The organism is Desulfosporosinus fructosivorans (genome assembly GCF_004766045.1).
Lineage (GTDB): Bacteria > Bacillota > Desulfitobacteriia > Desulfitobacteriales > Desulfitobacteriaceae > Desulfosporosinus > Desulfosporosinus fructosivorans.
This window is the reverse complement of record NZ_SPQQ01000012.1, coordinates 46,986-59,594: the sequence shown is the minus strand read 5'-3', so window position 1 is coordinate 59,594 and position 12,609 is coordinate 46,986. Positions and strand designations below refer to the sequence as shown.

Annotated in this window: 10 protein-coding genes and 1 pseudogene; 2 read left to right on the top strand and 9 right to left on the bottom strand. The window is 41.1% G+C overall.

Annotation, left to right across the window (positions count from 1 at the left end; genetic code table 11):
• Positions 1-135: 135 nt before the first annotated feature.
• Positions 136-273 (top strand): annotated as a pseudogene (locus E4K67_RS30820) (DUF6125 family protein); the annotation flags it as partial.
• A 79-nt stretch (positions 274-352) separates the two neighbouring features.
• Positions 353-787, top strand: a complete 435-nt coding sequence (locus E4K67_RS24180; protein ID WP_135551455.1) for a thioesterase family protein — start codon at positions 353-355, stop codon at positions 785-787.
• A 643-nt stretch (positions 788-1,430) separates the two neighbouring features.
• Here E4K67_RS24180 and E4K67_RS24175 read toward each other — a convergent pair.
• The 9 genes from E4K67_RS24175 to glpK form a co-directional block, all read right to left on the bottom strand.
• A complete protein-coding gene (locus E4K67_RS24175) occupies positions 1,431-1,967 on the bottom strand; it encodes a flavodoxin family protein (RefSeq protein ID WP_135551453.1) in 537 nt (178 codons plus the stop codon).
• A 4-nt stretch (positions 1,968-1,971) separates the two neighbouring features.
• Positions 1,972-2,358: a MerR family transcriptional regulator gene (locus E4K67_RS24170; RefSeq protein WP_135551451.1), complete on the bottom strand. Its 387-nt coding sequence runs from the start codon at positions 2,356-2,358 to the stop codon at positions 1,972-1,974.
• A 72-nt stretch (positions 2,359-2,430) separates the two neighbouring features.
• Positions 2,431-3,573, bottom strand: a complete 1,143-nt coding sequence (locus E4K67_RS24165; protein WP_135551449.1) for an aldo/keto reductase — start codon at positions 3,571-3,573, stop codon at positions 2,431-2,433.
• Between the two features lie 233 nt (positions 3,574-3,806).
• A complete protein-coding gene (locus E4K67_RS24160) occupies positions 3,807-6,449 on the bottom strand; it encodes a translation factor GTPase family protein (RefSeq protein ID WP_135551447.1) in 2,643 nt (880 codons plus the stop codon).
• Positions 6,450-6,689: 240 nt separating this feature from the next.
• Complete coding sequence (locus E4K67_RS24155) at positions 6,690-7,853, bottom strand: iron-containing alcohol dehydrogenase (protein WP_135551445.1); 1,164 nt, start codon at positions 7,851-7,853, stop codon at positions 6,690-6,692.
• Positions 7,854-7,894: 41 nt separating this feature from the next.
• A complete protein-coding gene (locus tag E4K67_RS24150; RefSeq protein ID WP_135551444.1) occupies positions 7,895-8,482 on the bottom strand; it encodes a glycerol-3-phosphate responsive antiterminator in 588 nt (195 codons plus the stop codon).
• A gap of 68 nt (positions 8,483-8,550) precedes the next feature.
• Positions 8,551-9,366 (bottom strand): Cof-type HAD-IIB family hydrolase, encoded by an 816-nt coding sequence (locus E4K67_RS24145; protein WP_135551442.1) that lies wholly within the window; start codon positions 9,364-9,366, stop codon positions 8,551-8,553.
• 363 nt (positions 9,367-9,729) lie between these two features.
• Positions 9,730-10,479, bottom strand: coding sequence for an MIP/aquaporin family protein (locus E4K67_RS24140; RefSeq protein ID WP_135551440.1), 750 nt, complete (start codon positions 10,477-10,479; stop codon positions 9,730-9,732).
• Between the two features lie 100 nt (positions 10,480-10,579).
• Positions 10,580-12,088 carry a glycerol kinase GlpK gene (gene glpK, locus E4K67_RS24135; protein ID WP_135551438.1) on the bottom strand — a complete coding sequence of 503 codons (1,509 nt, stop codon included), beginning with the start codon at positions 12,086-12,088 and terminating at the stop codon, positions 10,580-10,582.
• Between the last annotated feature and the right edge of the window lie 521 nt (positions 12,089-12,609).

The following is a 12,609-nucleotide window of genomic DNA, read 5'->3' as shown; positions in this document are numbered from 1 at the left end:
TGTTAGCAAGTAGTTTTCAATTAACTTACAACAAAATCAATAATATTGACAATGAAATTCTTTTAATGAATTATTTCACATTGAAGGAAGTAAACAAAAAATATAGAATATTCAACATTATAGCAAGCTCTTGACCTACTAGAAGACTTTACTAAACGTTGGTTAGTGCACAATGGGCTATGGTTCCAAGCTATTGAGCAAGTGCGTGAACTAAGATGCAGTTCGACCTCTTTACTCAAGAAAATTAAAAATTCAATATATAAATACTTTTAATTTATGCAAATGAAATTAATTAATTTGCTTAATAAAGAATACTCCTATATATTTACTTTAAATTAAGGAGGTGTTTCAAATGAAAAGCACTTTACAATCTGGTTTGTATTATGAGTTTAAGTTTACTGTTCCAGAAAACAAAACTGTTCCTTATCTTTACCCTGAATCGGAAGAATTCCAAGCAATGCCTAAAGTGTTTGGAACGGGATTTATGGTGGGCTTATTTGAATGGGCATGTATTAAAGCTATCAATCCTCATTTGGATTGGCCTAATGAACAAACCGTTGGAACCGATGTTAAATTAAGCCACATTGCCGCTACACCGCCAGGTTTAACTGTTACAGTTAAACTACGGTTAGAAAAGATCGAAGGTAAAAGATTATTGTTTCATGTTGAAGCCCATGATGGGGTAGACCAAATTTCTGAAGGTACTCATGAGAGATTCATCATTGATGCGGCTAAGTTTAATGAAAAGGTAAACAGGAAATCAGAGATTGTAAGGATAACTGAGTAAGAAGCCCCCAAGAACAGCACAGTTAGAACACTTTGCCTAACATCCCGCACCCTCTTGCAACGTCGTAACCGCTACCCCTAACATTCAACAATTGATCTGAAAGTTCCTATATTCACCTATGCTGACACTGGTTCGGTAATACCCCATAAAATGGCGGTATTACCGAACCAGTGTCGCAAATGTTTTAGATAATTCGTTTGAAGTTGATTTTTAGAGAAAGAAATTTTATTAAAAGTCAGGAACATTTATCTGAAGTTAATTATGAGTTTAACCTAATTTAGCTTCAACAGTAAAACAATCTTTAAATTTAGACGAGGGAAAAATAATTTTTGTTGAACTTTGACTAAATTAATAATGAAGCGGTTGTATAATATATTGAATAAAATTACAGTTATTCAACGTAAAGTTTCCTTCCAGATGTGATACCTCGTATATTGCTTTTGCCAATTCATCTCTCGTCATCTGTTTATTCCTCCAATGATCCTGTTCCTTTTGGGTCCTATAACTTGGCATTACGAAAAGCTTAGCACCTTTCAAAGGACGCTAAGCTTTAAATTTATTGAACTCGCAAATTCATCCGTCACGGGTTCCAACCATTCGGCTGGGCCAGCTGATACATCCCCTTCAACTGCAAGCTGAAGTCTTAAACACTCTTCCCCATTTCATTGGCCCCATGTATGGCCTTGCTTCCGTGGATATCCCCCTTATGCCATGCTCCGACACCGTAGACAACACCCTTTTCTATGGCATCATTCAGACATAATGTAAAACCTCGAAAGCCCTCAAGGGTCCTTTCCATGGACTCTTTACTGCTGTCGGCTGCGGCAACGATGAAATAGAACTCTTTGCCTGTAATTTCTTCATATCTTGGAACCGTTCGATCAATCAGGGTTTTCATCTGAGCGTTCATAGTATAGAAGTAAACTGGCGTCGCCATAACGATTACATCGGCGGCAATTATTTTCTCTAAAATTTCCACCATGTCGTCCTTCTGAACACACTTGTGGGTGTCGTAGCAAACCTCGCAGCCGGTACAGTAGCCAATCTTCTTATCTCCCAAAAAAATCTTTTCCGTCTGATTTCCCGCCTCCTGTGCACCAAGTAAAAACTGATCGCACAGTAGATCGGAATTACCGCCTTTCCTCGGGCTGGCGGATAACACTAATACTTTTTTACCCATAAAACTAATCCTCCGATTTTTTTAGCATTTTTTCTTTGGGTACCACCGACTGTTCATATACAGCAATCTTGTAATTCAGGCGTTCCAGCGTTCTATGCATGTCTTCCATTTTGACGATTAACTGCTTACGCTGCTCAGTTAACAACTCTTTTCTGGCTTCAATAGTTTCATCACCCTGTTGAAAGAGCCTTACATACTCAATTAATACCTCAATCGGAAGACCTGAGCTCCGCATACATTTGATAAATTCAATCCACTTACAGTCTTCTTCTGTATAATCTCTGTTTCCGCCTTTATTACGATTTACACTCGGAAGCAGTCCGATGCGTTCATAATAGCGCAGTGTATCCTGCGTGAGATCGAATTTCTTACTTATTTCTGCAATCGTCATAGGATATTACCTCCTCTCAGTTTGCAATTCCGTTTCACTGATTCTCATAGTCTTTTCGCATTGCTTCTATTTTTACTTTCTAGTGGGAAACTGAGGAGTTACATCAAATGTCGCCGAAACATCTTTTAAGAGCTCTGTAATCTTCAAATGCTGAGGACAAGCTTGTTCACATTGTTTACAGCCTATGCAGTCACTTGCCTTACCGTGATTTGCCGTAAGGTTTAAATAATAGACAAACTGACTGGAAAAGTTATCACTCGTAGCACGTTTTGTACTGTTATATAAGGCAAAGTAGTCCGGTATAGCAATTTTTTTCGGACAGCCCTTTTCGCAATATCTGCAGATTGTGCAGGGAATTGCAGTATTTTCATTGATAATTTCGCTGACCTGATTGATAATCTTGTACTCTTCTTCGTTCAGAGGTTTGAAGTCCGCCATATATAACGTATTATCAAGTACCTGTTCCATGGTATTCATTCCACTCAGTACCATGATGACCCCTTCCTGACTGGCCGCAAATCGGATTGCCCAGGATGGAATGGATGCTTCCGGATTATAGTCTTTCATTAATTTTTCTGCTTTTTCCGGAACTAACGCTAAAGTGCCTCCTTTACATGGTTCCATGACTATAATTGGTTTGTTATGTTTTCTGGCTACCTCATAGCACCTTCTTGACTGAATACTTGGATTTTCCCAGTCAATATAATTTATCTGTAATTGAACAAAATCCAATGTCGGATGAGCCGTTAAAATCTCATCCAGTAATTCCGGTGTATCATGGAATGACATACCAAGGTTCTTGATCTTGCCTGCTTTCTTTTTATTAATTCCAAAACTAAAACTGTCAAGTTCACAGGCCTTCTTATAGGAAATAACGCCAATATTGTGAAGCAGATAATAATCGAAAAACTCCACACCACATTTTTCAAGCTGTTCATTAAAGACTTTTTCCTGATCTTCCACAGTTTTTACATCTCTCATTGGAAGCTTTGTCGCAAGTGCAAAATCATCACGTTTATGTCTTTTGACAAGAGCTTCTCTCATTACGTCCTCACTCATATAACCATGATAGACATAAGCAGTATCAAAATAAGTAAATCCTTTCTCCAGAAAGGTATCTACTAGTTTATTTAAGGTTTCTGTATCAAACGATGTCTGGTCATTTTTGTCCAGAAGTGGTAACCTCATACATCCAAAACCTAAATTTTTTTCCATTCTATTTTTTACCTTTCTTTCTAAATTGCTTCTTATAGTTTTTCAGCTTTGTTATTATATTATTTCTAAACACTATAACAAGGACTAACATTGGGAGATTCGGCTAACAGAGATCAACCTCGTGTCATAGTCTATCATCTAGAGTTAACTCCAAGTCAAGCATTTTTTTTACAGTAATATCTATAAAATTTAAATGCTCTCTACTTTAAAGGGGGAGAGCAAATTAAATTACATCACTTTTCTTTATTAATCAGTTCTTTCACCTGCTGTTTCGCGGCTGGAGACAATGCATCTGCCAGGTAATTACGATCTATTCCCTTTGTTGCCTGATGTTCCTGCTTAATTCTTTCATTAGCCCCGTCGATCTCAACCTTCAGTTCTCTAGCGGATAATAAGGCACATCCTGCCCCCCTGATAATGAGCTGTTGTAAACCGTCTGACGTTGCAACGGTGATATTATATTTTTTCTGATTATCATGAGCAAATTTTTCAATATATTGGTCCGCCGTTTGTGCCTCCCGAGTATATATCATATGAATATTATGATAGTCGATTACTTCCTCCAAATGCCCCTGAACACGGTAAGCATCAAACACAACGATAATCTGACATTCTCGAATCCCCTGATAATTACTGAGAGCATCCAGCAATTTCATTCTGGCACCGTCCATATTGTCATCTACAAGTTCTTTCAGTTCAGGCCAGGCGTGGACAATATTATAGCCGTCCACAAGGAGATACTCTTCTTTGGTTTCCTTCTCTCTACTGACATAGGTAACCGGTTCATAATAGCTTTCGAGGGCTGTTTTGCGACTTTTCCAGGCAGACTTCTTCCCTTGGTTGGCATAGAAGGTTTTATTGATAATTTGGTCAATCTCCTCTAAACTGATCGACCGCTCTTCTGTGTACGAGGCCTGGTTTAGCGCTGTTTCTCCCGACGAGCCTTTTCCCTTAAGATAGTTTTCAACATGCATGTAGTCCTTTACTGCATCCCAATCCACCAAAAATCCTGCACCATGAGCACAAAATACAGAACCTGTCGGATTTTCGAAGTCTCTTTCCGAATCATATCCGATACGTTCTATGACCTCTTCGGCATTTTGGCATGGTTCATACCCTTTCAGGCTGCTAAACAGCCTGCCAAGTCCTTTGGTATAGGCGACTACCTCTTGCTGATAATTTCTCATGCTGACAACAGGGGCGTTCCCCACAAGAACCGCCATCTCGCCATTTGTTTGGGATAGTTCGCATGTGCCATGCATTTTCTCAATGTCAGACATAGCTCTTCCAACCATTTTCTCAGGCAGTTCCAGTTGAAAGGCATAAAAAGGCTCCAACAATATGGACTTAGCTTCCTTTAGACCTTGACGCACTGCACGGAAGGTAGCCTCTCTGAAGTCACCCCCCTCGGTATGCTTATTGTGTGCCCGACCTGAGACTAAAGTGATTTTCATATCCGTAATCCCAGACCCTGTTAGAACTCCTTTATGGGCTTTTTCTTCCAGATGGGATAAAACAAGTCTTTGCCAGCTTTTGCTTAAGCTATCCTCACTGCATTCTGCCCCAAACTGCAGACCGCTCCCCGGCTCACCCGGCGTGAGTAACAGGTGGACCTCCGCATAATGCCGCAAGGGCTCAAAGTGCCCTACCCCCTCTACTAGATTAGCAATCGTCTCCTTATAGACAATCCTTCCTGCATCGAAGGCTACATCAACACCAAAACGGTTTTGAATAAGGCTCTGGAGAATCTCAATCTGCACCTCTCCCATAATCCGTGCTTGAATTTCCTGCAGCTGCTCATCCCATATAATATGAAGTTCCGGCTCTTCTTCTTCAATCTGACGCAGCTTAGGAAGCATCACTTTTGGGTCACAACCTTCCGGCAGAATAATCTGATAGGACAGTACGGGTTCCAATACTGGTGTATCTGAAGCTCCCTCTATCCCTAAACCTTCTCCCGGTCTGGTTTGGCTGAGTCCTGTTACTGCGCATACAGAACCTGCCTCTATCTCATTCACTGCCTCGAATTTCCGTCCGGAATAGATACGAATTTGATTAACTTTCTCTTTCCAGATACTATTCGTTAAGACATCTTTCACCTTAAGTTTTCCGCCAGTAAGCTTCATATATGTAAGGCGGTTCCCCTGCTCGTCTCTTGCTATCTTGAATATTTTAGCCCCGAATTCAACGGGGTAGGAAGGTATCATGGCATACTTCACAATGCCCTGCCTCAATTGCTCAACACCCTCTAATTTTAAAGCGGAACCAAAAAAGCACGGAAAAACTTTGCGCTCCGTGACAGCTCTTTTAATCTGCGAAGTTTCAATATCTCCCGTTTCCAGAAAGGTTTCCATCATTATTTCTTCACACATGGCCAGTTGGTCGTAGAAATCGTCCGTCTCAACTTGTCCAAACTCAATACACCCATCATCCAGCTGCTTTTTCAATTCTTTTATTAACTTGTCCTTATCCGTCCCCTTCTGATCCATCTTATTGACGAATAAAAAAACTGGTATCTGATACGTGTGAAGGAGCCGCCATAATGTTTTGGTATGCCCCTGCACCCCGTTCGCACCGCTTATCACTAAAATGGCATAATCCAGTACCTGAAACGTTCTTTCCATTTCAGCCGAGAAATCTACGTGTCCCGGGGTATCTAATAAGGTAATCTGAGTCTCCCCTATTTCAAACATGGCCTGCTTGGAGAAAATGGTGATACCTCTTGCTCTTTCTAGCTCATAGGTATCTAAATAAGCATCCTTATTGTCCACCCTTCCCAATCTGCCAATTTTACCGCTCAGATAAAGCAGACTCTCTGATAATGTCGTCTTGCCCGCATCTACATGTGCTAATATTCCAATGACTAATTTTTTCAAAATCTATTCAAATCCTTCTGTTTGTCTGTTTCTAAAAATTACTCCCTTTAGGCCTGAATGTCAATCTTCCATCATTATGGCTTTACCCTCTTACACCATACGTTGACTCCATATAAAAAGCAAACCACTGACGTCTATTGATATGCGTCAGTGGTTTTCGTATCTCAGTTCTTTATACAGTTACTTGGACTCTTATTCGGGTCGTTCAGAGCAGTAGGAAGGATAGTAATGGATAGGTTTCTATCTGGCTAACTCCAAAATGTTTAGGACATCTTCCTTATAGAGTTTGGTAAAAAAACCGACCGGTCCTTTTTCCGTACACTTACTTGCCATTTCCTCGAATCTTTCATCAGTTATATGCAATTCGCTTAAATGTGTCGGAAGATCTAAGGACTTAAAGAATTCTTCTAATTTGTTAATGCCTTCTAATGCGGTATTCTCAGAAGCTTCAAAGTCTATTTCAAGGTCAAATACCCTGACGGCAAATTGAACAAATCGATCGACATTGTTTTTATAAATATACTTCATCCACGCCGGGAAAATGACTGCCAGACCGACGCCATGTGCGACATCATAGATTCCACTTAATTCATGCTCGATCTTATGTGAACCAAAGTCTCCTATCCGGCCTGTACTTAGTAGATCATTGTGAGCTATTGTCCCTGCCCACATAATCTCTGCTCTTGCGTTATAGTCCTCTGGATCTTGCATAACAAGAGGCGTGTTTCTTAGAACCGTCTTTAAGGTCGCCTCGCATAATCTGTCAGTAAGCTCGACATTGGTCACATTGGTAAAATATCTTTCCATAACATGAGACATGATATCTACCGCTCCGACTGCTGTCTGGTAAGGAGGCAGGGTAACACTGAATTCGGGATTCATAATGGCAAATGCCGGACGGAGCAAATCATAACCGATAGATCTCTTGTACCAGCCGTCTTCATTGGTGATCACGGCACTTTTGCTGGCCTCACTCCCGGTGGCAGGAATCGTAAGTATCACGCCTAAAGGAAGGGCCCTTACGGGGGTTGATTTTCGAATAAAGAAGTCCCATACATCCCCATCATAGGGCACACCCACCGCGATTGCCTTGGCGGAGTCAATGACACTTCCTCCCCCGACGGCAAGAATGAAGTCAATACCATTTTCGTGGCATTGACTTATTCCTTCCCTAACCATGCTGAGTCTGGGATTTGCCAACACACCACCCAACTCAAAAATTTCTATATCCGCTTCTTGAAGTGATTTTATAACCTTATCGTAAAGTCCCGACCTCTTTATACTCCCTGCCCCGTAGTGAAGAAGTACTTTACGAGAATAATTCTTAACTTCATTTCCAATTTGATTTTCTGTATTTCTGCCGAAAATTATTTTGGTAGCGCATTGAAAAACAAAATTCTGCATTGGTCCCTCCAGTTGGAACTATTGTGACTGACCTCTTGGTTCTAAGTAGTCATAGAATAATTCCATAAATTTTGGTTGCTTGTATCGATCCCTACTGCACCTGCCTTCAGAATTTGTTTGACATCCTTGTGTTTTTTAACTAATCCGGCAGCAATTATGGGTTGCTGAAAATGCCTTCTAATCAGTTCATAAACTTCTGGAACAGCTAGACCGGGCATGATTTCGATAAAATCCGGATTAGAATGACTCACGGCATTAAGTCCACTGGTTACTGACGGTGTATCATGGGCAAATAGTCGCTGGGCTGTTACGAGACCTTCTTTTTGACTAGAAGCAATCAGTTGACCATTGGGAGTTACTATACCGTCGATACCTGCTTTCTCTTTTAAGTAGCGGATGGCAAACTTATCTCTACCCATGCCATGGATCAAATCAATGTGTACCAATACAAATTTATTATGTTTGCGCAATTCCTTACATATATCAACAATATTAAGAATATTGCCTGATGAAACCATTACAACTCGGACATTACTGGCGATGACATCAGGAACCAGCGCTGGTTTCTGGAGAGATGCAATAATCGGACATTCCAGTAATGCCGCCAACATCATTTCTTTAGGAAGCATGTACGCTATCTCCCTTCTATAAATTATTATTTTCTATATATTGTTTGCTTTATTAACTGCGAATACTATCAACTCAGAACATACTTCTCAATTACATCAGCCACACCCTCCTCATCATTGGAGCCTGTGACTAGACGGGCAATATTCTTAACAGCCGAAGGGGCGTTACTAACAGCTACTCCCCACCCGGAATAGCTGAGCATTTCAATATCATTAATACCATTGCCGAAAGTCATAATTTCCTGCCGGTTGATGTTCAACCTACTAGCAACAAACCTCAGGGCAGCGCCTTTATTAACTGCAAGGTCGTTGATCTCCAGAAAATTAGGCTTTGATTCCGCTATACATAGAACATTCCCCAACTGAGTATGGAATCCCTCTTTTAATAGCTCAATCTCCCCTGGTTCAGCGATAGCTAGCATTTTCGTCGGTGCTCCCAATATGGTGTATAAGCGATCCCCTACCGGTATTGGTTTTGCCCCGGTAATTCTAGCATATAATTCTGCACGCTTATCTATTTCTTTCACATACAGAACATCGTTTATATAAGTTTGAATGTACCACTGCCGTTCACGGCACAACTGCATAACCTGCCTGGCAACTTCCTGCTTAATGGGATTATGAAACAGCCGTTCGCCTGACGGGTAGGAGGAAATCTGTGCTCCATTATAGGAAATCACCGGTATACCCAGTCCAAGGCTCCTAGCAAAGGGAATTGCCGAAGAGTACATTCTTCCGGTTGCCAGCGTCACTTTAATTCCTTTTGCCACTACTTGCTGAATAGCCTGATAAGTCCGCGGCGATATTGATGAATTACTGTTCAATAATGTGTCATCAAGATCAAAAACAATGAGTTTAATTGCAGCTTTATTTGTTTTCTGCATTTCAATTTTATCTCCTCAACTCGTGATTAAACCGCCAACGGCAGCAGCGGAAATTAAACATCCTCCTATGACTAAAAAATATTCTTAAAATAATCGATTTCATCACCTAATACCCTAACTAACTTAATAGTATTTTGAAATATACATAGAGACTATTTAGCCTAAATGGTCTCTATGTATGCTGAGTCGGTTAAGATAATTTTTTTCTGAACGAAGTAGCTTTAATGTTTTCTTTTTAAATACATAATCTTGACCTTGATAAATATTGCTAATAATTTAGAACTCCAACTTCAGTGCTAATGTCCAGCACCCTTGCACTGGAGTTAGAGATTCACGTTACGAACTCGTGAATAAATTAATTTGTTATAAGATACCAAATGTCTTGCCCATTATGACTGCTAAAACAGCACCAAACATCGGACCTACTATCGGAATCCAAGCATAACCCCAGTCAAAGGATGCTTTATTACCCATAGGCAATATGGCATGCGCTATACGAGGACCAAGGTCACGGGCGGGATTGATGGCATAACCCGTAGGGCCTCCAAAGGCAAGACCCAACCCCCAAACCAAGATACCCACCAAATAGGGGCCAAAACCGGTTGCAAATTTTGCGCCGCCATCGCTTAGGTCTTTCGAAAAGATTACGAAAACTAAAAATACTAATATTAAAGTAACAACAGTTTCCGTAATTAGATTGGCTATGGGGGTGCGAATGGCCGGAGCTGTGCAAAAGCAGCCCATTTTAGCAGCCTTATCTTCGGTAATTTTCCAGTGTGGTAAATAGATAAGCCACGCAACTGCAGCCCCAGCTAGACCACCGGCCACTTGAACCAACATCGTGATCAGCGCATGTCCTGGGGTATAAACCCCCAACATCGTTTTCGCCAAAGTAATTGCCGGGTTTAAATCAGCTTGTGGCGCACCTAAAGCAATCGCGGTAAATACTCCCAATACTACTCCAAAAGCCCAACCTGTCGTTACTGCGATCCAAGCACCGCCGCCGCCGCCACCTTCACCTTTCGAATCTTTTAGTGTTAAGTTAGCACACGAACCAACACCAAAGCTAAGCAGCACTAAGGTTCCAATAAATTCGCCCAATAAATTTGTCATAAATAAAAGCCCCCTAATCACTTATTATTCAGACCGTATTCGTTGAATATGAGTGCGACTTCCATACCGCACAATACCGCGCAGCCTCTGAATCAATGAATTATTTAACTGTTTTCACTCTTTTAGCCCAGCCCCTGGTAAGTTTAACAGCCTCCTGCCAGCCAAAATAAAGGTCTTCGCGGTCTTCTTCCGCCATTACAGGTTTAAACACTTTATCAATAGCCCAATGCTCGGCAATTTCATCGGTACTTTTCCATAAACCGCTACCCAGTCCAGCCAAATAAGCGGCACCCAGAGCGGTCATTTCCGTAATCTTGGGTCTAATAACCGGTATTCCCAGAATATCGGATTGGAACTGGCAGAGCAGATTGTTTTTAACGGCTCCACCGTCAACTCTTAGTTCGGCTACTTCAATGGTACCGTCTTGTATCACGGCGTTGATAATATCTTTGGTCTGGTATGCCAGTGCGTCCAGGCCTGCACGAATCACATGATTTCTAGTAGTGCCTCTGGTAATACCGATAATCATTCCCCGCGCGTACATATCCCAATATGGAGCGCACAGACCCACAAACGCCGGCACCAAATAAACACCGCCAGTATCAGGCACCGTGGCACCATACCATTCTGTATCAGCCGCAGTATAGATAAGTTTAAGTTCATCGCGTAGCCATTGGATCGTCGCTCCGGAAATAAATACTACACCCTCCAAGGCATAGCTTACTTTCCCGTCAACTCCCCAAGCGATAGTCGTCGTTAGACCTTCTTTGAATACCGGTTTATCACCAGTATTCATAACATATACACCCGCTGTACCGAAGGTATTTTTAGCCATACCAGGTTTGAAACATGCCTGTCCAAAAAGAGCTGCCTGCTGGTCTCCAGCATTACCCCTAATCGGTATCTCAGCGCCAAAAAGGGATGCTATCGTGGTCCCGAAATCGCCGTCTGAATCGATAGCCTTAGGTAAAACCGCCATAGGTATATCCAGCTTGCGGCAGAGTTCCTCATCCCAGTCCAGCTTCATAATATTGTAGAGCATGGTACGAGAGGCATTGGAATAATCGGTCGTATGACTTTTACCGCCAGTAAGGTTCCAGATCAGCCAAGTGTCAATTGTCCCGAACAAAAGTTCACCCTTTTCCGCTCGTTGTCGTGCGCCGGGCACAGCATCAAGTATCCATGGAATTTTTGAAGCAGAAAAATAAGCGTCAATAACTAGACCAGTTTTCTCTCTAATTTCATCGGCCAATCCGTCGGCAATCCATTTTTCAACAATTTCAGCTGTTTGCCGCGACTGCCAGCAAATTGCGTTATAAATCGGTTTTCCTGTTATTTTATCCCAAATTACAGTCGTCTCTCTCTGGTTGGTTATACCAATCGCGCGTATTTCTTCAGGAGCTACCTTAGCTCTACAGATAGCTTGCCGGGTTACTTCAATTTGTGATTGCAGTATTTCCATAGGATCATGTTCGACCCAGCCCGGGGTAGGGAATATTTGAATAAATTCCTGCGTAGCTTCACCTACAATATTGCCCTTGTTATCAAAAATTATGGTTCTTACACCAGTAGTACCTTCATCCAATGCCATAATATACTTTTTTTCCATACTAAATCTCTCCATTCATTTATTAAAATTTCTGAAGATTTAATGTGCAACTTACGTATGTTTGCATTTCTTTTCTACGCACCTATTTTTTTAATCTAACCCGTAGTAAAAATGAAATTAGGGCTGGTTAACTAATTCTAACATCCATCTTCGCATTCTGCTTCAGTGAGTTTATTCGCTGGTTCAAAATGCTTTGCCAAGGACCGCTGATCAGCTCCATTTCAGCCAGTGCTAACACTTTCAAATGAAGTTCCTTCTTAACCTATTTTAGCGCTTCTTCCTCCTCTTTTTTCGTTGTTGATTTCACCTCCTTATTTAGACAGAAAGATCCCCATATAAACTTAAAAATATTTTAAGTTTATATGGGGATCTTTCATAACTCTTGACCCCAGTATTGTTTCAGGTGCCGGATATATTAAGAATCCGATTACAACCTTAACAAATATTAAATTTTTAATGTTCTTGATATGAACTTTATCATATCATACGAGTTTGTACAAGTATTAATTTTCATAAAATTC

Excerpts from the sequence above, each read along its gene's own strand:
- E4K67_RS24180 (WP_135551455.1), top strand. The coding sequence starts at position 353 with ATGAAAAGCACTTTACAATCTGGTTTGTATTATGAGTTTAAGTTTACT.
- E4K67_RS24175 (WP_135551453.1), bottom strand. The coding sequence starts at position 1,967 with ATGGGTAAAAAAGTATTAGTGTTATCCGCCAGCCCGAGGAAAGGCGGT.
- E4K67_RS24170 (WP_135551451.1), bottom strand. The coding sequence starts at position 2,358 with ATGACGATTGCAGAAATAAGTAAGAAATTCGATCTCACGCAGGATACA.
- E4K67_RS24165 (WP_135551449.1), bottom strand. The coding sequence starts at position 3,573 with ATGGAAAAAAATTTAGGTTTTGGATGTATGAGGTTACCACTTCTGGAC.
- E4K67_RS24155 (WP_135551445.1), bottom strand. The coding sequence starts at position 7,853 with ATGCAGAATTTTGTTTTTCAATGCGCTACCAAAATAATTTTCGGCAGA.
- E4K67_RS24150 (WP_135551444.1), bottom strand. The coding sequence starts at position 8,482 with ATGCTTCCTAAAGAAATGATGTTGGCGGCATTACTGGAATGTCCGATT.
- E4K67_RS24145 (WP_135551442.1), bottom strand. The coding sequence starts at position 9,366 with ATGCAGAAAACAAATAAAGCTGCAATTAAACTCATTGTTTTTGATCTT.
- E4K67_RS24140 (WP_135551440.1), bottom strand. The coding sequence starts at position 10,479 with ATGACAAATTTATTGGGCGAATTTATTGGAACCTTAGTGCTGCTTAGC.
- glpK (WP_135551438.1), bottom strand. The coding sequence starts at position 12,088 with ATGGAAAAAAAGTATATTATGGCATTGGATGAAGGTACTACTGGTGTA.